At 55.8% G+C, this 18,399-nt stretch carries 17 protein-coding genes and 5 pseudogenes; 19 read left to right on the top strand and 3 right to left on the bottom strand.

All coding sequences use genetic code 11. From position 1 onward, the window contains the following. Positions 1-40 precede the first annotated feature (40 nt). From AVCG78_RS22225 to AVCG78_RS22200, 6 genes and pseudogenes are all read left to right on the top strand, one after another. Positions 41-298 (top strand): type II toxin-antitoxin system VapB family antitoxin, encoded by a 258-nt coding sequence (locus AVCG78_RS22225; RefSeq protein WP_071202298.1) that lies wholly within the window; start codon positions 41-43, stop codon positions 296-298. Then, positions 295-699 (top strand): type II toxin-antitoxin system VapC family toxin, encoded by a 405-nt coding sequence (locus tag AVCG78_RS22220; RefSeq protein WP_071202297.1) that lies wholly within the window; start codon positions 295-297, stop codon positions 697-699. The genes AVCG78_RS22225 and AVCG78_RS22220 overlap by 4 nt, the downstream gene beginning before the upstream one ends. Further along, positions 696-1,831 (top strand): annotated as a pseudogene (locus AVCG78_RS22215) (site-specific integrase). Before AVCG78_RS22220 ends, AVCG78_RS22215 begins: the two are co-directional and overlap by 4 nt. 9 nt (positions 1,832-1,840) lie before the next feature. Then, the gene (locus tag AVCG78_RS22210) at positions 1,841-2,050 is read left to right on the top strand and encodes a hypothetical protein (RefSeq protein ID WP_071202296.1); all 210 of its coding nucleotides are present in this window, start codon (positions 1,841-1,843) and stop codon (positions 2,048-2,050) included. A 406-nt stretch (positions 2,051-2,456) separates the two neighbouring features. Beyond that, complete coding sequence (locus AVCG78_RS22205; RefSeq protein ID WP_071202295.1) at positions 2,457-2,786, top strand: HNH endonuclease; 330 nt, start codon at positions 2,457-2,459, stop codon at positions 2,784-2,786. A 292-nt stretch (positions 2,787-3,078) separates the two neighbouring features. After that, positions 3,079-4,245: an MFS transporter gene (locus AVCG78_RS22200; RefSeq protein ID WP_071202305.1), complete on the top strand. Its 1,167-nt coding sequence runs from the start codon at positions 3,079-3,081 to the stop codon at positions 4,243-4,245. Between the two features lie 193 nt (positions 4,246-4,438). Here AVCG78_RS22200 and AVCG78_RS22195 read toward each other — a convergent pair. Beyond that, positions 4,439-4,665: pseudogene (locus tag AVCG78_RS22195) on the bottom strand (GNAT family N-acetyltransferase); the annotation flags it as partial. 56 nt (positions 4,666-4,721) lie between these two features. Here AVCG78_RS22195 and AVCG78_RS22190 point away from each other — a divergent pair. Next, a pseudogene (locus tag AVCG78_RS22190) lies at positions 4,722-4,851 on the top strand (aminoacetone oxidase family FAD-binding enzyme); the annotation flags it as partial. A gap of 36 nt (positions 4,852-4,887) precedes the next feature. On the opposite strand, the gene AVCG78_RS22185 reads toward AVCG78_RS22190, so the two are convergent. After that, positions 4,888-5,910 (bottom strand): LLM class flavin-dependent oxidoreductase, encoded by a 1,023-nt coding sequence (locus tag AVCG78_RS22185; protein ID WP_071202294.1) that lies wholly within the window; start codon positions 5,908-5,910, stop codon positions 4,888-4,890. Positions 5,911-6,243: 333 nt separating this feature from the next. On the opposite strand from AVCG78_RS22185, the pseudogene AVCG78_RS22180 reads away from it, so the two are divergent. Both AVCG78_RS22180 and AVCG78_RS22175 read left to right on the top strand, forming a co-directional pair. Further along, positions 6,244-6,926 (top strand): annotated as a pseudogene (locus AVCG78_RS22180) (IS6 family transposase). Between the two features lie 79 nt (positions 6,927-7,005). After that, positions 7,006-7,228: pseudogene (locus AVCG78_RS22175) on the top strand (transposase); the annotation flags it as partial. Here the strand turns inward: AVCG78_RS22175 and AVCG78_RS22170 are convergent. Then, complete coding sequence (locus AVCG78_RS22170) at positions 7,229-8,176, bottom strand: LysR family transcriptional regulator (protein ID WP_071202293.1); 948 nt, start codon at positions 8,174-8,176, stop codon at positions 7,229-7,231. It abuts the pseudogene before it with no gap. A gap of 162 nt (positions 8,177-8,338) precedes the next feature. Between AVCG78_RS22170 and AVCG78_RS22165 the strand changes: the two genes are divergently transcribed. The 10 genes from AVCG78_RS22165 (at position 8,339) to AVCG78_RS22120 (ending at position 18,391) form a co-directional block, all read left to right on the top strand. After that, a complete protein-coding gene (locus AVCG78_RS22165) occupies positions 8,339-9,520 on the top strand; it encodes a muconate/chloromuconate family cycloisomerase (RefSeq protein WP_156601743.1) in 1,182 nt (393 codons plus the stop codon). An 11-nt stretch (positions 9,521-9,531) separates the two neighbouring features. Beyond that, positions 9,532-9,822 (top strand): muconolactone Delta-isomerase, encoded by a 291-nt coding sequence (gene catC / locus AVCG78_RS22160; RefSeq protein WP_071202303.1) that lies wholly within the window; start codon positions 9,532-9,534, stop codon positions 9,820-9,822. Between the two features lie 66 nt (positions 9,823-9,888). After that, complete coding sequence (gene catA, locus AVCG78_RS22155; protein ID WP_071202292.1) at positions 9,889-10,827, top strand: catechol 1,2-dioxygenase; 939 nt, start codon at positions 9,889-9,891, stop codon at positions 10,825-10,827. Between the two features lie 134 nt (positions 10,828-10,961). Then, positions 10,962-12,320, top strand: coding sequence for a Rieske 2Fe-2S domain-containing protein (locus tag AVCG78_RS22150; protein WP_071202291.1), 1,359 nt, complete (start codon positions 10,962-10,964; stop codon positions 12,318-12,320). Further along, on the top strand, positions 12,317-12,805 hold the full coding sequence (gene benB, locus AVCG78_RS22145) for a benzoate 1,2-dioxygenase small subunit (RefSeq protein WP_071202290.1): 489 nt from the start codon (positions 12,317-12,319) through the stop codon (positions 12,803-12,805). The genes AVCG78_RS22150 and benB overlap by 4 nt, the downstream gene beginning before the upstream one ends. 32 nt (positions 12,806-12,837) lie before the next feature. Next, positions 12,838-13,860, top strand: coding sequence for a benzoate 1,2-dioxygenase electron transfer component BenC (benC, locus tag AVCG78_RS22140; RefSeq protein WP_071202289.1), 1,023 nt, complete (start codon positions 12,838-12,840; stop codon positions 13,858-13,860). Further along, positions 13,857-14,645 (top strand): benzoate diol dehydrogenase BenD, encoded by a 789-nt coding sequence (gene benD / locus AVCG78_RS22135; protein WP_071202288.1) that lies wholly within the window; start codon positions 13,857-13,859, stop codon positions 14,643-14,645. Before benC ends, benD begins: the two co-directional genes overlap by 4 nt. A gap of 39 nt (positions 14,646-14,684) precedes the next feature. Beyond that, the gene (locus AVCG78_RS22130; RefSeq protein ID WP_071202287.1) at positions 14,685-16,016 is read left to right on the top strand and encodes an MFS transporter; all 1,332 of its coding nucleotides are present in this window, start codon (positions 14,685-14,687) and stop codon (positions 16,014-16,016) included. A gap of 54 nt (positions 16,017-16,070) precedes the next feature. Next, positions 16,071-16,853, top strand: a complete 783-nt coding sequence (pcaD, locus tag AVCG78_RS22125) for a 3-oxoadipate enol-lactonase (RefSeq protein ID WP_071202286.1) — start codon at positions 16,071-16,073, stop codon at positions 16,851-16,853. Between the two features lie 71 nt (positions 16,854-16,924). Then, on the top strand, positions 16,925-18,391 hold the full coding sequence (locus AVCG78_RS22120) for a benzaldehyde dehydrogenase (protein ID WP_071202285.1): 1,467 nt from the start codon (positions 16,925-16,927) through the stop codon (positions 18,389-18,391). The last annotated feature ends 8 nt before the right edge of the window (positions 18,392-18,399 follow it).

The raw sequence follows: 18,399 nt of genomic DNA, 5'->3' as shown, positions 1-18,399 counted from the left end.
ATATCGCTATATTCCAGCCCAACATTTGATGAGGAACATCATGTCCGAACCGCAGCTTTCCATCCGTAGCGGCAAAGCCCGCGATCTCGCGCATGCGCTCGCACGCCGCACCGGTCAGCCGATCAACCGCCTCGTTGAACAGGCCCTCGAACGCTATGAGCAGGAGTTGCGAGAAAAGGCGGCGCAAACGCCAGCTGATACACTTTGGGCGCTGATGGCTGAAGGCCGTCGTCACGTTCCACCCGGCACGACCTCTGCCCATGATGATCTCTATGACGAAAACGGCCTGCCGATATGATCACCATTGATACGTCGGTTATTATTGCCATGTCGCTTAATGAACCTGAGGCCGAAACGTTTCATTCGCTTGTCACACATGGAGACATTCTGATCGGCTGGCCTACTTTGCTTGAGGCACGCATGGTTCTGGCAGGGCGAAAATTTCCGAATGCTAGCGCGATCATCAAGCAGTTATCAGAATTGCCGAATGTCACCGCCGTTGCCTTTGGGGAGCGCCATTATTTTGTGGCCGAAAAAGCTTTCGATCAATTTGGCAAAGGACGTCATCCCGCATCACTCAACATGGGCGATTGTTTTTCCTATGCTGTGTCTGTCATTGCTAACGCTCCCTTACTTTTCAAGGGGCGTGATTTTTCGCAAACGGACCTGAAACTGCATCCGGCGTCTTCCACCGCATGACAGGGACACGCGAAAAAGCGCTTATCCATCGCCGCGATCATCTCGACACGATCGCCGCAGTCCTGCCGATGGAGCGCCGCGAGGAGTTAGCCGAACTGTTGACGGATCAGGATGTCGAGACGCTCCGCCATCTGGTCAACCAAGGCATGGGCGAAAACACCCTTCGGGCACTCACCTCCGATCTGGCCTATCTGGAGGCATGGTCGTTGGCAGCGATGGGAACGTCCCTGCCTTGGCCCGCACCAGAAGCGCTTCTGCTAAAATTCGTCGCTCACCATCTTTGGGATCTGGAGAAACGTCTGAGCGATCAACAGCGTGGCATGCCGACCGAGGTCGAGGACAAGCTTCGGACCCAGGGTTTTCTGCGCTCAGCCGGACCGCATGCGCCAGATACCGTCCGGCGGCGGCTTGCTACCTGGTCAACACTCACGAAATGGCGGGGGCTTGACGGCACGTTTTCCTCCCCTGCCCAAAAGTCCGCCATCCGGCTGGCCGTGCGGGCAACACCGCGGCCCAGACAACGCAAGAGTGCCAAGGCGGTCACCGGCGATGTTCTTTCCCAACTGCTTGCCACCTGTCAGAACGATAGCCTACGTGACCTGCGTGACCGGGCAATCCTGATGGTCGCTTTTGCCTCCGGCGGTCGCCGTCGCAGCGAGATCGCCAGTTTGAGGAAAGATCAACTGAGCCCGGGAAGAGCCCATCCCAGTTGAAGATGGTCCTGCCCTCCCCTCTTTGTCCATCCACCTCGCTCGCACCAAAACCAGTGGTGCAGAAAATGATGAAGTCGTCTATCTCACCGGCTCGCCCGTCGATGCCCTGAATGCCTGGCTTAAAGCGGCAAGAATTGACAAGGGAAGCGTGTTTCGGGCGATTGATCGCTGGGGCAATGTCTCCCAACGCGCTCTTGATCCGAAGGCGATCAATGACATTCTGAAACAGAGGGTCGTGATGGCGGGGCTGAAGCCAGAGGAATTTTCCGCGCATGGCTTGCGGTCCGGCTATCTAACGGAAGCCGCCAACCGGGGCGTCCCACTGCCAGAGGCCATGGAGCAATCGCGACATCGATCCGTCCAGCTATTACAACAATGCCACAAGACGAAGTGGCAAAGCGGCACGGCTTCTGCCATGATGAGCGCCGGTGACCACCGAACAGGATCAAGAACGGCGCAACCAAGTTGCAACTGGCCGACTGGCAAGAATTTTTCTGGCGAGAAAATCCTTCAAGCTTGCGGCGATCGCCGTCGCCGACAAAATGGCGCACTTCAGATGGTCGATCATGATCAGAGCGGGGCATTACCAGCCAGACCTTACGACGGCTCTGTTGCAAAAATTCTTTGTCGTGGAATGAAATTTCAAACGACGTGTGCGTATGGACGGAAAACCTCTCGCTCAAACGACAATCATCCAGTCATGCACCATCTTATTTGGCTTTTCAAAACCGCTTCAGATTGAATTATGGAATATTTTTCTTCGATCCAGAGGCTCCAAAAATTTTTGCAACAGAGCCGAACCGACGGCGGAAGGTGGCCTAACAAGTTTCAGGTGTACAGTAGCTCGCATTCGAGATGAAGCGGCTACTCGCTGTCGTGCGAGCGACGTCAGGACAACCTCTCCACGGATGTCCTGACCTGACGAATGGACGAAGATGAGGAAGGTCGGGTGCGATTTCGCCGCGGCTTTTTTTTGTTGTCGGCAGGTTGAGGATGATCTACCGAAGCCGAACGGACGAGGTCCGACCGCCGACGGAGAGACTGATGGCACGCAAAATCAGAGACAAGTTCGCTTCGGACGATATGCAGGCGGAGCCGGTCATCTGCCCGCTGTGCGAGCGCGTGATACCGGACGACCAAATGGAGGACCACCATCTGGTTCCCAAGAGCAAAGGCGGCAAGCTCAAGTTGCCCCTGCATCGCATATGCCATAGCCACATCCACAGGGTTTTCACTGACGCGCAGCTGGCGAAGAAGTTTTCCACGATCGCCGCTATTCTCGAGGACCCCGCGATCCAGAAATTCGTTGCGTGGGTGAAAACCAAGCCACCCAGCTTCGAGGACGAGGCAGAGGAACGTACCCGACGTCGCTGAAAATCTGCGACGGGACAGCGAGCGTTACGCGTTGTTGCCAATATCCGCCACGCTCACCCGTCTCATCGACGGACATAGAGCCAGGTCGACGAGCTAATGCCGTGAAAGTGCCCGGAGTGAACACACGGCTGAAGTCCGCTGTCGGCTCGAAGCGGACGAGCCAACCGTCCACCTCTTCATATCTCAATTCGCCTGTTATACGGCTGTCATAGTTCGTGCCTATTGGCCTGAATTTGCACGTTGCGGAAATATCCACGACAGTATCTCGAAAGGCATTTCTATGAGTGCGACGATGAGCAGCCGTTCGCTCTCGCTCTATCCCTTCTTGCTTGTGTTGTTTATAGGCACGACCTGCAGCTCCATGATCGGGCCGTTCATGGCTTACTACATTGTGGAGGGTTTGGGGCGCGCGCCGTGGACAATCAGTCTCTATGCGGCGGGCGTTACCGTGCTCGGCATAATCTGCACCCGCACCTTTGGTCGCTGGCTGGATGCGGGAATTGCTCCTTTTCCACTGATCGGTGTAGCACTGGCGGGTTATCTTCTTGCCACGAGTGCCTTGTCAATTTCACCGTCTTTCTGGATCGTTTTGACATTCGGCGTGCTCGGATTTGGTCTGAGCAGCAGTGCGGTATCCACCATGTTCAGCCTCGGGGCGGTCGTAGCAGAACGCGGCAAGATTACGCGTGGCCGGTCCAATGCATTCCTGCGCGCCACGACATCAACCGCCTGGATGATAGGGCCGGCGGTCGCCTTCCTGTTCGCAGAGCGCTTCGGCGAAGCTGCCGTCTTCAAGCTCGCTTTTGCCCTGGCATGCTGCTGGGCGTTGATGTGGTGGATAATTATCCCGCGCGATATGACACTTCGTCCCAAGTCAGGATCAGTACACGCACATTCTTCCAACAAGGACGTCGGCCTGTGGTTGGCGGCCGCGTTCGTGTTCTGCCTGTCCTCAGCGCATTCTCTGACATTTAGCGCACTGCCATTGTTCTACGTGCGGGAAGTCGGGCTACCGGGTTATGCGCCAGGCACGGCCTTCAGCATGAAGACCTTCGTGGAGGTCCTCGCTATCTTCACCACGCCAATGATCATCTCCCGCTTTGGCCTGAAAGGGCCACTTGTCGCAGTGGCGCTGCTGGCTACCGTAACGATCCTGCTGCTCTCCTATGTGCAGACCTATCCACAGATGTTGGCAGGCGCGGCCTTGGAGGGCCTGTATTACGGCCTCTATGCCAGCATCGGCATCAGTTTCGTGCAATCTTTCTCCGGTGATCGCCCGGCGCAGGCCACCGCGCTTTACTGGAATGTTCTGAGTGTCAGCGGCATTCTTGCGGGCCCCGCGACCGGCCTCATAGCGCAAGCCTACGATTTCCGAGCAGTTATCCGGGTGGCCTCGGTTGTCGCTGCCTTCGCCGCTATTCTCCTTTTCACGTCAATGTTTCGTAAGCACTCGCGATAAGAATCAGAGCGGTACAGGGCGACTATCAGTCAGCAATGCAGCCCCACCAGCGATGATTGTTGATAAGATCACATGATAACCCTGAAGCCACTCAAGGCATTTAGTTCGGCGGCAACGCAATGAATGCTATTGGCGGCGCTAAACATTGAGACGGGAACGGTTTTTCCATCAAAAAGTTAGAAAGACTTTCTCCTCATTTTTCGACCGTCTGGCTCTTCAGAACGCGAAATCCTCGCCGCTCAAAGAATGGCCGCGCAGTAATGCTTGCTGCCGTACGAACGCAATCAAGGCCGAGTTCTCATGCCTTTTGCTCCACTTGGCCCACTAAAACGCTTGCCACACCCAAACCCTGATACTCAGGATGGACAAGCATCATGTCCAGATACCATCAAGGACAAGATCGGCAAAGCCAACGGGCTTATGGGAATAACCGCCTTAATGGCGCTGCCGAGCAGTCGGCGTTCCTCAAGCATCCATCCCTACTTGGCGTCTTCGTGGTCGACGAGATGGACGACTGGGAGAAGCCGATGGCGCGGCTACCTCCTCACGGCCTGTTTTCTTACCGGTCGCGCGGCGGCCGGCGGCATTCACAGCTGGCTCCAGCGCGTGCCCCTGAAGGTGCGCGCTGTTCAAGATTGCAGGTTATCGCCAGCCGAGCGCCGGGGCTACGTGCTTCAGAATGGCCTCGATGACATGGGCGTTGTATTCGACACCGAGCTGGTTCGGTACGGTCAGCAGCAGCGTATCGGCCTCGTTGACGGCTTCATCCTGCGCCAGTTCCTCAACCAGCGCATCCGGTTCCGCCGCATAGGAGCGGCCGAAGATGGCCCGTGTGCTGTCATCGATATAGCCTATTGAATCCCGCTCCTTGCCGCCGCCGCCGAAATAGGCGCGGTCCCGGTCATCGACCAAAGCGAAGATGCTGCGGCTGACGGATACCCGTGGCTGGCGAGTGTGACCCGCCGCCTTCCAGGCCTCGCGATAGGCACGGATCTGCGCCGCCTGCTGCACATGGAAGGGCTCGCCGGTCTCGTCGTCCTTCAATGTCGAGCTTTGCAGGTTCATGCCGTGCTCGGCGGCCCAGATGGCGGTGGCATTGGAGCCGGCGCCCCACCAGATACGTTCCCGCAAGCCTTCCGAATGCGGCTCAAGGCGCAGCATCCCGGGTGGGTTGGGAAACATTGGGTGCGGATTGGGCTCGGCAAAACCCTCACCTTTCAGCACTTCCAGAAACACTTCCGCATGGCGCCGGCCCATATCGGCATCACTGGCACCATCTTCCGGATGAAAGCCGAAATAGCGCCAGCCATTGATGACCTGCTCGGGCGATCCTCGGCTCAGGCCAAGCTGCAAACGACCCTGCGCGATCAGATCGGCAGCACCGGCATCTTCGGCCATATAGAGCGGATTTTCGTAGCGCATATCGATGACGGCCGTGCCGATTTCGATCGATCTGGTACGGGCGCCGACGGCGGCGAGAAGCGGAAAAGGCGATGCCAGCTGCCGGGCAAAATGGTGGACGCGGAAATAGGCGCCATCAGCCCCCAGTTCTTCAGCGGCAACCGCCAGATCGATCGACTGCAGCAGTGCATCGCCAGCAGATCGCGTGCCGGACTGAGGGGACGGCGACCAATGGCCGAAGGAGAGGAAACCGATGTTTTTCATGGGTAAAAACCTTGCATCTGCAGAAAAGTGATTGCGCTGCCCTCGATATAGGAATGTGGGGGCTAAGTAACGAAGGTCAAACGGTGAACGGTGCGTTCGTTCTGCCGCGGCGGTTTACAGGATTCTTTCAGTTCAACGCCACATAGTTGCCTTCGGGCCCGCCGGCGCGCTTGATGGTGTCACCCGCCTCGATCGCGCAAGACAGGTTCGGCGTAAAGGCTTAGTCAAGGCGCAACTGACGGTTTTGTCGCAAAATTTCCGGCTGATTTGCAGCCGCGATGATCATGCGGTAGATGCAGCCTGAAGAAAGCAGGCAGGCAGAGTTGAGCGGTCATGGTCGATTTCAAAGGCAGTCACTATCCGAAAGAAGTGATTTTATACGCCGTGTTTTTCTATGTCCGCTATGCGGTTTCCTACCGCGACCTTGAAGAAATCATGGCTGAAGGCGGTGTCAATCTCGACCATGCGACACTGAATAGATGGGTCGTGAAATATTCTCCGCTGACTGCCCTTCAAGCGAAGCGCCGCAAATCCAAACCCAGTGGCTCGTGGCGAATGGATGAGACCTACATCAAGGTCAAAGGCACGTGGATGTAATTTTATCGCACCATTGATAAGTACGGTAAACCCTTGATTTCATGCTGTCTGAGCATCGCAACGAGGCCGCCGCTACCGATTTTTTCGCCCACACCATCGAGAACAATGGCTGGCCGGACAAAGTCGTGATCGACAAGGGTGGGGCGAATTTGGCGGCACTGCAGAACATGAACCTCCTGCTGCTGTTGCACGGTTGGTTCTGGCTGATCGAGATTTGCCAAGTCAAACATCTCAACAACATGATTGAGCAAGATTATCGTTTCATCAAGAAGCCGACCCGGCCCATGAAGGGCTTCAAATCCTTTCGGTCCGCATCAGCGACACTGGACGGCATCGAAGTCGCCCATATGATCCGCAAACAGCAGTTTTCCACCAGTGGCCAATCGGCATTCAAACAGTTCTCCGCACTCGCCGCATAACTGTATCCCGGGATAGCCTCTCTGCGACCATGCCAAAAGTTTGCGACAAAACCGATGGTACATGTCCAACAACCTGGCTGTCCCTCAAAACATCACCATCCTGCAACTGCCGCCGAAATCGTCCGAACTTAATCCCGTCGAAAATATCTGGCAGTTCATGCGTGACAAACTGGCTCTCTAACCGCGTCTTCAAATCCTACGAAGACATCGGCGACCACTGCTGTCACGCTTGGCGGACATTGCAGAACCGACCATGGAAGATCATGTCCATCGGCCGGCGGCAATGGGCAAATGGGTTCTGATCATTGACGGCCGGTATTAAAGGTCGGGTGCAATAGATTGTGTTCAAGGTCCAACCAAAGTGGTTGTTCTGCATACATCTCCTGAATCAACTGTTTTACAAGATCGATATAATGCGAATTATCGCCAATTCGGTGGTTGAGAATAACCGGTGACGTCACGTCTTTTCCGTCAAGCAATCGGTAATGCACATCCGAGCGCATTTGTCGCGCGGAGGCGGGAATAATGCAAATACCAGCTTCTGCGGCAACCAAACCCAGAGCCGTCTGAATCTCCCGAACTTCCTGCACTTCGGCCGGACTGGCATCGCGGCTCTGCAACAGAGCAAGCACCTGATCTGCATATCCGGGGCGAGGTTCCTTGGGGTAGACAATAATTTTGCAACCATTCAAGGCAGAGACAGAGAGGGGTGATGTGTCGTGGGCAAGCGGCGAGCCTTTCGGAATGGCCGCCACCAGGCGCTCTTCCCGCAGCAACAGACCAACGACATTCGGATCACTATGACGTACGCGACCAAAGCCAATGTCGATGCGACCTTCCTTCAGCGCCGGAATCTGTTGCACCGAGACCAGTTCCAGCAATTGAATATCCAGTTCCGGCGCGTGTTCTCTCAGTTTTCGTACCAGCGACGGCAGCCCGCCGTAAAGTGTCGAGGCCACAAAGCCGATGGATAGAACACTGTTCTGGTTCAGGCCGACCCGACGGGTTGCCGCCTGCATCTGTTCTACCCGCCCCAGAATTTGCAAGGATTGCTCGTAAAATAGCCGACCAGCCTCCGTCAGCCGCACTGGCCGGCTTTTACGTATGATGAGCGGCACACCGAGTTGCTCCTCCAGCAATTGAATCTGCCGGCTCAACGGTGGCTGGGCGATGTGCAGAACGTGAGCGGCGCGCGTAAAATTACGCTCCTGTGCGACGGCGACGAAGTAACGAAGTTGGCGGAGATCCATCGTGTCGGCCCTGTTGTTTTCAGTGCAACCTATCATCAAAGATATGTTGCGATGCGACAAGTTCCTATATGCAGATAATTTTTCTTCTACTATACCAAATAGGTATGATAAGCGATACCAATGATATTGGACGTCTTTTATGGTTGCGCTTACCGTCTCGCCATGAACACGACCTTTACACCCCTTGTCTCGAAAGCAGTCGCTTTGCCCGTTGTTGAGCGGGTCGAAACCGTGCTTGTCGATCTTCCGACCATCCGGCCGCATAAGCTGTCGGTGGCGACCATGAACGGCCAGACCCTGATGCTGGTCAAAATCTATTGCAGCGATGGCGTCGTTGGCATTGGCGAAGGCACCACAATCGGCGGACTTGCCTATGGCGGCGAAAGCCCCGAGAGCATGAAACTAGCCATTGATACCTATTTCAAACCCCTCATGTTGGGGCAGGATGCAACGACCGTGCGGGCGCTGATGGTGCGCATTGGCAAAATGGTCAAAGAAAACCGCTTTGCCAAATGTGCGGTGGAAACTGCATTGCTGGATGCGCACGGAAAGCGCCGTGGCTTGCCTGTCAGTGAATTGTTGGGCGGGCGGTTGCGCAGCCGCTTGGCGGTTGCGTGGACGCTGGCGTCTGGCGATACCGCCAAGGATATTGCTGAAGCCGAAAACATGCTGGATCTGCGTCGGCACAAGATTTTCAAGCTCAAGATTGGCGCAAAACCCTTGCTGGATGACATCGCGCATGTTGCCGCCATCAAGCGGGCTTTGGGTGATCGCGGCGCGGTGCGGGTTGACGTCAACATGGCGTGGAGCGAAACCGATGCCGCCTATGGCATGGCAGCGCTTGCCGATGCCGGTTGCGAATTGGTTGAACAGCCTGTGGCCTCAACTTCTGCCTTGGCGCGCCTTGTGCGTCGTTTTCCCACTGCGTTGATGGCGGATGAATCGCTGCACGGTCCTGAAAGCGCGTTTGAGCTGGCAAAAGTCAGCGGGGCCGATGTGTTTGCGGTCAAGATTGAGCAAAGCGGTGGTCTATTCGACGCCCAGCGCGTTGCCGCCATTGCCGATGCGGCGGGGATTGGCCTTTACGGCGGCACGATGTTGGAGGGTGCTTTCGGCACCATTGCATCCGCCCATGTGTTTTCAACCTTCAACCAGCTGCAATGGGGCACCGAACTGTTCGGCCCATTGCAGCTGACCGAGGAAATTCTCACAACACCGCTGGATTATAGCGATTTTGAACTGACAGTTCCCAACGGCCCCGGCCTTGGCATCGAACTGGATGACGAACGCGTGGCCTTTTTTGCGCGTGACGGATTGCACAAAACCATCAGCGTGGCTGGATAAGGAGTGTCATGATGCTGTTTCATGTCCGAATGAACGTCAACCTGCCCCACAACCTGCCACAAGCAGAGGCAGCAGACATTCTGGCGCGCGAAAAGGCCTATTCGCAAAACTTACAAAACAGCGGCAAGTGGCGCCACATCTGGCGGCTTGCAGGCCAATACGCCAATTACAGCATTTTTGACGTCAGCGATAATGCGGAACTGCACGCAATACTCTCTGGCCTGCCGCTGTTTAAATTTATGGACATTGAGGTGACCCCGCTGCTGCGGCACCCTTCTTCCATCCGCGACAACGACAGCTAACGCCAGCAAAACAGCGCCAGGGAGAGTGGCGCTCGATTTCTAAAAGTCCTAGAGGAGGATGTATAAATGAACGTAGAGATCTTTAATCGGCCCGACATTCAGGCTTTTCTCAAGACCCTGAGCGGGCTTGATAAAGACGGCGGCAGCCCGCGCATGAAAGAGATCACCCACCGGATCATGTCTGACCTGTTCAAGGCCATTGACGAGCTGAACATCACACCAGACGAATATTGGACAGGCATTGCATGGCTGAACGAAATTGGTGCTGCCGGACAAGCTGGCCTGATCTCGCCCGGCCTTGGCCTTGACCATTTCATTGATGAGCGCCTTGATGCAATTGATGCCGCCCTTGGCATTGAAAACCCAACGCCACGCACCATCGAAGGCCCGCTTTATGTGGCTGGCGCGCCGGTTTGCAACGGCTTTGCCCGTCTGGATGATGGCACCGACGAAAACGGCCATTTGCTGATCATGCATGGAACCGTTCATGGTGCCGATGGCCAGCCGGTTCCCGGCGCGACTGTTGAAGTTTGGCACTGTGACACCCGCGGTTTCTACTCGCATTTTGACCCAACCGGCAAACAGGCCGATTTCAACATGCGCCGCACCATTATTGCTGACGACAAGGGCTGTTATAAGTTCCAGAGCATCCTGCCGAGTGGCTATGGCGTGCCTCCGGGCAGCCCAACGGAGAGATTGTTGTCAGCCCTTGGGCGTCATGGTCAGCGCCCGGCCCATATCCACTTCTTTGTCAGTGCCGATGGCCATCGCAAGCTGACCACCCAGATTAACATTGAAGGCGATCCGCTGGTCAACGATGATTTTGCCTATGCAACGCGTGATGGCCTGATCCCGCCGGTGATTGAACACACCGACGAAGCCAGCATCAAGGCCAATGGCCTGTCTGGACCCTTTGCGGAAATCAAGTTTGATATTCATCTGACGTCTTTGGTGGACGGCGTCGATAACCAGATCAACGAACAGCGCAAGCGCGCAGCCGCCTGATTGGCAATGCTGGCGGTCCAAAGGGCCGCCAGCGCACAGGCCGAGGCCACACAAAAACACCAAACAGAAACAAGTGTCGTCATCGATTTCTATGCAAAGTCAGAGCCTTTCACGCTCTATTTGGGAGATAAATCATGTCTGCGATTATCGACAAAGCGAGAGATCTCGACCATCTGCTGGCGACGGCGGTGCAGGACGACAAGGACGCCGGGATCTTCCGCTGCCGCCGCGATATCTTTACCAATGAAGACCTGTTCGAGCTGGAGATGAAGCACATCTTCGAAAGCAATTGGGTCTATCTGGCCCATGAGAGCCAGATTCCAGAAAACAACGATTATTATACCGCCTATATTGGCCGCCAGCCCATTGTCATCACCCGCGACAAGACCGGTGAGCTGCACGCCATGATCAATGCCTGCGCCCATCGCGGTGCCATGATCTGTCGTCGCAAGCATGGCAATAAGGGCAGCTTTACCTGTCCGTTCCATGGCTGGACCTTTGCCAATACGGGCAAGCTTTTAAAGGTCAAAGACGAGAAAACCACGCAATATCCGCCACAGTTCGGCAAGGACGGTTCGCACGATCTCAAGCGCGTGCCGCGTTTTCAAAGCTATCGCGGCTTCCTGTTTGGCAGCCTTGAAGAGGATGTGGCATCGCTGGAAGATTTTCTTGGCGAAACCAAGGTGATCATCGACCAGATCGTTGATCAGGCCCCAAACGGGCTGGAAGTTCTGCGTGGCAATTCCTCTTACATCTATGATGGCAATTGGAAATTGCAGATGGAAAATGGCTGCGATGGCTATCACGTCAGCTCTGTGCATTGGAATTACGCAGCCACCATGGGCAGGCGTAAGGAAGAAGGCACAAAGGCGGTGGATGCCAACAGCTGGAGCCGCTCGATTGCAGGCGTTTACGGGTTTGAAAACGGCCATATCTTGCTGTGGACCAAAACCATGAACCCTGAGGTTCGCCCGGTCTATAACCACCGCGAGGAAATCAAGGCGCGGGTTGGTGAGGATAAAGCCGATTTCATCATCAACCAGACGCGCAATCTTTGTCTTTACCCCAATGTGTTCCTGATGGACCAGTTCAGCACGCAGATCCGGGTGACGCGGCCAATCAGCGTGGACAAAACCGAAATCAGCATTTTCTGCTTCGCCCCCAAAGGCGAGAGTGCTGAGGATCGTGCGTTGCGCATCCGCCAATATGAGGATTTTTTCAACGTATCCGGCATGGGCACCGCCGACGATCTTGAAGAGTTCCGCGCCTGTCAACAGGGCTATGCTGGCACAGCGGCCCTGTGGAATGACCTGTCGCGCGGCGCACCACTGTGGATTGATGGACCAGATGACAATGCCAAACGCATGGGCATGAACCCTCTTCTCTCCGGTGAGCGCAGCGAAGACGAAGGCCTGTTTGTGCGCCAGCATGAATATTGGACAAATGTGATGCGCAAAGCGCTGTCTGCGGAAAAAAATGGAGTGGTCACATGAGCATTTCCTATCACTCCATTTGCGCTTTTCTGTATCGGGAGGCGCGTCTGCTCGATGATCGTCAATGGGCGGAATGGCTCACCTGCTATGCCGCAGATGCCTCCTATTGGATGCCCGCCTGGGACGACGATGACCAGATCACAGAAGATCCGCATAGCCAAATTTCGCTGATCTACTATCCAAACCGTGACGGCTTGGAAGACCGGGTGTTTCGCATTCAAACCGAGCGTTCCAGCGCTTCAACACCGGAGCCGCGCACCAGCCACAACGTCACCAATGTCGAAGTGCTGGCAGATCGGGGCAATGAAGTCGATGTGCGTTACAATTTCCTCACATTGAACCACCGCTACAAAGTCACTGACCAGTTTTTTGGCACCATCTTCGTCACCTTGCGCCAGAGCGGTGATGCCCTGCTGATCGCCAGCAAGAAGATCGTGTTGAAGAATGATTACATCCGGCAGGTGATCGACATCTATCACATCTGATGGTGGTGAACTGAGCGGATCAGGAGGGTTCTATGACCGACTATAAAATTGCACTGAATTTCGAAGACGGCGTGACCCGCTTCATTGCCTGTAAGGACAGCGAGAAAGTTCTCGATGCCGCTTATCGCAACAAAATCAACCTGCCGATGGACTGTTCCGACGGCGTGTGCGGCACCTGCAAGTGTCGTGCTGAAAGCGGCACTTACGACCTTGGTGATGATTTTATCGACGATGCACTGACCGCTGACGAGGCGAAAAGCGGCTTGGTGCTGACCTGTCAGATGAAGCCAACGTCAGACTGCGTCATCGCCGTGCCAACCACCTCAGCATCCTGCAAAACCGGGCAGCAGCGTTTTTCTGCAACGGTGGCAAACGTGGCACCGCACAATGATGCTGCCATTGTGTTGGAGCTGGATGTGGACGCGGCCCCCACTTTTCTTCCCGGCCAATATGTCAATATTGCTGTGCCGGGCTCAAATCAGAGCCGATCCTACTCCTTCAGCTCAAAGCCCGGCGAAAACCGCATCAGCTTCCTGATCAAGAAAATTCCGGGCGGTGTGATGAGCACCTGGCTGGAACAAGCCAAGGTTGGCACAATACTTGACCTCACAGGACCGCTCGGCAGTTTTTATCTGCGGGATGTGCAAAACCCGCTGCTGTTTCTTGCCGGAGGAACGGGGCTTGCGCCCTTCCTCTCAATGCTCGAAGTGCTGGCACAACAGCAATCTTCGCAAAAAATCCATTTGATCTACGGCGTCACCCGCGATCTCGATCTGGTGCTGGTCGATCAGTTGCAGGCTTTTACCGCGCGGTTGCCCAACTTTACCTATGCAACAGTGGTCGCAGACGACACGACCAATCATCCGCGCAAGGGCTGGGTTACCCAGCACATGCCGCAGGACATGCTGAATGACGGAGATGTTGATGTTTACCTGTGCGGCCCGCCGCCGATGGTGGATGCGGTCCGCAGCTATTTCGACGACAAGGGCGTAAAGCCAAACAGCTTCTATTATGAGAAATTTACGCCCAACAGCACCACAAAGGTGGCGGCATGAGCACGGCAGGTGTTGCTGGCCGTTTCAGCGGCAAAGTTCTGGTTGTCACAGGTGCGGCGCAAGGGATTGGTCGCGCAGTGGCCATTCGTGCGGCGCAAGAAGGTGGCCGCGTTGTGTTTGTTGATCGCGCCGATTTCATTGCTGACGTTGCCGCCGAGGTTGAGGGCGCTCAAACGGCGGCAATCAGGGTTGATCTGGAAAGTTATGACGGTGCGGCCAAGGCCATGCGCTTTGCCGCAGACACATTTGGCGGCATCGACATCCTGATCAACAATGTCGGCGGTGCCATCCGCATGCGGCCCTTTGCGGAGTTCGAGCCGGAGCAGATTGACGCCGAGATCCGCCGCTCTCTGATGCCGACGCTCTACGGCTGCCATGCGGTGATACCGCATTTGATTGCACGGGGCGGCGGCACCATTGTCAATGTGTCGTCCAACGCCACGCGCGGCATTTACCGCGTGCCCTATTCGGCGGCCAAAGGCGGCGTTAATGCCATCACCCAATCCCTGGCTATGGAGCTGGCCGAGCACAATATTCGGGTTGTCGCAACAGCACCCGGCGGCACGCAAGCACCGCCGCGCATCATTCCGCGCAATAGCAGCGGTGACACGGAGGCCGAAAAGGCATGGATGACGGAGGTGGTGGAGCAGGTCAAACAATCCAGCTTCATGAAGCGCTACGGCACAATTGAGGAACAGGCCGCACCCATTCTGTTTTTGGCATCAGACGAAGCAAGTTACATCACAGGCACCGTGCTGCCCGTCGCCGGGGGCGATCTGGGCTGAAGCCGAGGCCTATTGCAAAACACTTTGGGAGGAGTGAATATGCGTAAAATTGACGTGAATGATAAGATCGACACCAGCCCATTCGGGGGATTTCAATGGGCTATTGTTGCACTATGCGCAACGCTGCTGATTGTTGATGGTTACGACGTGTTTGTAGCAGGAACAGTGCTGCCAACATTGATTGCAGAATGGGGCCTCACGAAACCACAGGCCGGTGCGCTGCAAGCGTGGGCGCTGTTTGGCATGATGTTTGGTGCTCTTATCTTCGGCCAGCTCGCCGACCGCATTGGACGGAAGAAGGGCATTGCGATCAGCTTCCTGCTGTTCACGGTCTCCACGCTTCTAACGGGATTTTCGACCTCACCCGATCAATTCAAGATTTTCCGTTTCCTTGCGGGCCTTGGCTGTGGTGGCCTTATGCCCAACACCGTGGCGCTGATGAATGAATATGCGCCCAAGCGTCTGCGCAGCACCATGGTGGCGCTGATGTTCTCTGGCTATTCGGTTGGCGGCATGGTCGCGGCTGGTCTCGGCATTGGCCTAATCCCGCAGTATGGATGGCAGCCGATGTTCTTCGCGGCCGCAGTACCTTTGTTGCTTCTGCCGCTGATTGTATGGCAACTGCCAGAATCTATTGGGTTTCTTCTTCGCCAAGGCCAACAGGACAAAGCAAAGCGCATCTACGCAAAGCTTTATCCCAAGACTGTGCTGGAATCCGGCGATACGCTGGTTTTCAGCGAAACCAAGAGTACCTCAACCTCGGTGGCTGAGCTGTTTCGCCATCAGCGCACGTTGAGCACGCTGATGCTGTGGGTTGCGTTTTTCTGCTGCTTGCTGCTGGTTTACCTGCTGTCCTCGTGGCTGCCGAAAGTGTTGCAGGAGGCCGGCTATGCAGAAAAAGCGAGCCTCCTCAGTCTGTTTTCGCTTAATTTTGGTGGCATGGCAGGTGCCATTGTGGGTGGCTGGCTGGGGGACCGTTTCGGATTGCCCAAAGTGGTCGTTGGCTTTTTCATCGCAGCAGCGGTGTCCATTGCGCTGATTGGCTATAATCCGCCCTCGACAATCTTGTTTCTCATGGTCTTTGTGGCTGGAGCCGCAACCATTGGCACACAGATCCTGCTCTATGCCAGCGTCGCACAGCTTTACAATCTTTCCATTCGCTCCACGGGTCTGGGGTGGGCGTCCGGGGTTGGCCGAATTGGTGCCATTGTTGGACCAACGCTGGGCGGAGCCCTTTTGGCGCAGCAGCTACCTTTGCAGCAAAACTTCCTGATTTTCGCAATCCCCGCAGCGGTCGCAGCTTTGGCAATGGTGGTGTTTGCCATCAGCAATGCACGAAAAACCAAAGCCGTGGTGCTCGCAACCGCATGATCGCAACCGCGATACCCGGTGCAAATATGCCTCAAAACCAAAGGAATACGGATCATGACCTTTCTTGAGCGACCGGGATATCGCCTTCATTACCGCATTGATGGTGCGCCAGGGGATAAGCCCTGGCTCACCTTTTGCAACTCATTGGGAACCGATCTTCACGCTTGGGATGCGCAAGTTAAAGCGCTATCGGAGCAGTATTGCATTTTGCGCTATGATCGCCGGGGACATGGATTGTCCAGCGCGCCACCGTCGCCTTATGCACTAAGCGATCTTGGTGGAGACGTGATTGCTTTGCTCGATGCACTTGCTATTGAGCGCACCGATTTTTGCGGCCTGTCGATTGGTGGGCTCACCGGCCAATGGCTTGGCATTCACGCAAGGGAACGGTTGGGCAAGATCATTGTTTGTGCCACCGCTGCCAAAATTGGCACTGCTGAGGGCTGGAACGCCCGTATTAAACTGGTGCAGGAAAATGGCCTTGGCCATATCACCGCTGGCACCGCAGAGCGCTGGTTTAGCCCGGCCTTCACCACAGCCAAGCCCGCGATTGTGCAAGACATTCTGACCCGCTTGGTTGCGGTTTCCGCGGATGCCTACATTGGCTGCTGTGCAGCGCTTGCAGATGCCGACCTCACAGATCAGCTTGGCAAGATCACCAACCCGCTGTTGGCAATTTCTGGCAATGATGATTCCGTTTGCCCACCCGCCGATCTCCAAGCCATCGCCGATGGTGTGCAGCACGGACAGCATGTGTCTCTGCCCGGTCGGCATATTATCAATGTCGAAGCGACGGATGCATTCAACGCAGCCATCATCGCCTTCCTGTCCTCTTGAGCCACAATCCGTGATGATTTCCGTTTTCGTGCGTCGAAATCATTCTGCAAATTCATAGGGAGTAAACCGCAATGACCTCATCCACGCCCTTCATCACGCTTGAGCATCTGAAAGGTGTTGCCTTTGACGGCAGCTGGAAAAGCTTGAGCAAGGCGCAAGACAGTGTTGAGACGGCAACCGGCAAAACACTCGGCAAAGTTGCCATGGCAACCGCGCAAGACATTATTGAGGCGGCGGCCACGGCCCGCAAGCTCCAACCAACATGGGCTGCAACACCCTATGAACAACGCGCCGAAATATTGCGCAATGCCGCCCGCATTGCAGACAACAATCGCGACGAGATTGTTGACTGGATCGTGCGCGAATCCGGCTCAATCGCGGCCAAGGCGGGCTTTGAGGTCGCCCTGACGATCAAGGCTCTGTATGAGGCGTCTGCCATGCCATCGCAAGCAGCGGGACAAGTTTTGCCGACCCAGCCGGGCCGTCTCAACCTTGCGCGCCGTCGCGCAATTGGCGTTATCGGGGTGATTTCGCCGTTTAATTTTCCACTCTATTTGGCCATGCGCGCGGTTGCCCCTGCGCTCGCTGTGGGCAATGGCGTGGTTTTAAAGCCCGATCCACGCACAGCGATTTGCGGTGGCCATGTGATAGCACGTCTGTTTGAAGAAGCAGGCCTGCCAGCCGGGATTCTGTCGGTATTGCCCGGCGATGGCGCCGCCGGGGCCGCTCTGTGTGATGCGCCCGATATTGGCATGATCCAGTTTACCGGATCAACCGCGGCAGGCCGCAAAGTTGGTGAGGCCGCAGGCCGCAATCTCAAAAAAGTATCGCTGGAGCTTGGCGGCAAAAACTCCTTCATTGTTTTGGACGACGCCGATCTGGATCTTGCCGTTAAAAATGCGGTGTGGAGCACCTATCTCCATCAAGGGCAGATCTGCATGTCGGCAGGTCGTATTTTGGTGCAGTCCGGCATCGCAAAAGAATTTATCAGCAAGCTGGCGGATCATGCCAAATCCATGCCGTTTGGCGATCCCGCCAGCGGCCAAGTGGCGCTTGGACCCTTGATCAATCAAGCCCAGCTTGATCATGCGGCGCGGATCGTTGACGCCGCTGTTGCCAGTGGTGCTGAAGTGGTCACAGGCGGAGGCCATGACGGGCTGTATTTCCAACCCACAGTTCTTGCAGGCGTGAGCCGCGATAATCCGGCCTTCCATGAGGAAATCTTCGGCCCGGTCTCCGTGGTGACGGTGTTTGATAAGGACGAAGACGCCATAGCGCTTGCCAATGATACCGATTACGGCCTGTCGGGTGCCATCGTGTCACGCTCCATTGGTCGGGCACTGGCCATTGGCGAGCGGCTCAATGTTGGCCTGCTGCATATCAATGATGCAACGGTGAATGATGAAGTGATCAACCCCTTCGGTGGCGTTGGCGCATCGGGTAACGGTACCAGCATCGGCGGGCCTGCGAATTGGGAGGAGTTCACACAATGGCAGTGGGTCACCATCAAGGCTGATGCGCCTGCCTATCCACTTTGATAGGTTGT

This window comes from Gillisella vitis (genome assembly GCF_021559775.1).
Lineage (GTDB): Bacteria > Pseudomonadota > Alphaproteobacteria > Rhizobiales > Rhizobiaceae > Allorhizobium > Allorhizobium ampelinum.
The sequence above is the reverse complement of the archived record's forward strand: the minus strand, read 5'-3'. Positions and strand labels throughout refer to the sequence as shown.

Excerpts from the sequence above, each read along its gene's own strand:
- pcaD (WP_071202286.1), top strand. The coding sequence starts at position 16,071 with ATGACCTTTCTTGAGCGACCGGGATATCGCCTTCATTACCGCATTGAT.
- AVCG78_RS22150 (WP_071202291.1), top strand. The coding sequence starts at position 10,962 with ATGTCTGCGATTATCGACAAAGCGAGAGATCTCGACCATCTGCTGGCG.
- AVCG78_RS22120 (WP_071202285.1), top strand. The coding sequence starts at position 16,925 with ATGACCTCATCCACGCCCTTCATCACGCTTGAGCATCTGAAAGGTGTT.
- AVCG78_RS22185 (WP_071202294.1), bottom strand. The coding sequence starts at position 5,910 with ATGAAAAACATCGGTTTCCTCTCCTTCGGCCATTGGTCGCCGTCCCCT.
- benB (WP_071202290.1), top strand. The coding sequence starts at position 12,317 with ATGAGCATTTCCTATCACTCCATTTGCGCTTTTCTGTATCGGGAGGCG.
- AVCG78_RS22225 (WP_071202298.1), top strand. The coding sequence starts at position 41 with ATGTCCGAACCGCAGCTTTCCATCCGTAGCGGCAAAGCCCGCGATCTC.
- AVCG78_RS22200 (WP_071202305.1), top strand. The coding sequence starts at position 3,079 with ATGAGCAGCCGTTCGCTCTCGCTCTATCCCTTCTTGCTTGTGTTGTTT.
- AVCG78_RS22170 (WP_071202293.1), bottom strand. The coding sequence starts at position 8,176 with ATGGATCTCCGCCAACTTCGTTACTTCGTCGCCGTCGCACAGGAGCGT.
- catC (WP_071202303.1), top strand. The coding sequence starts at position 9,532 with ATGCTGTTTCATGTCCGAATGAACGTCAACCTGCCCCACAACCTGCCA.
- AVCG78_RS22130 (WP_071202287.1), top strand. The coding sequence starts at position 14,685 with ATGCGTAAAATTGACGTGAATGATAAGATCGACACCAGCCCATTCGGG.
- catA (WP_071202292.1), top strand. The coding sequence starts at position 9,889 with ATGAACGTAGAGATCTTTAATCGGCCCGACATTCAGGCTTTTCTCAAG.
- AVCG78_RS22165 (WP_156601743.1), top strand. The coding sequence starts at position 8,339 with ATGAACACGACCTTTACACCCCTTGTCTCGAAAGCAGTCGCTTTGCCC.
- benD (WP_071202288.1), top strand. The coding sequence starts at position 13,857 with ATGAGCACGGCAGGTGTTGCTGGCCGTTTCAGCGGCAAAGTTCTGGTT.
- AVCG78_RS22205 (WP_071202295.1), top strand. The coding sequence starts at position 2,457 with ATGGCACGCAAAATCAGAGACAAGTTCGCTTCGGACGATATGCAGGCG.
- AVCG78_RS22220 (WP_071202297.1), top strand. The coding sequence starts at position 295 with ATGATCACCATTGATACGTCGGTTATTATTGCCATGTCGCTTAATGAA.
- benC (WP_071202289.1), top strand. The coding sequence starts at position 12,838 with ATGACCGACTATAAAATTGCACTGAATTTCGAAGACGGCGTGACCCGC.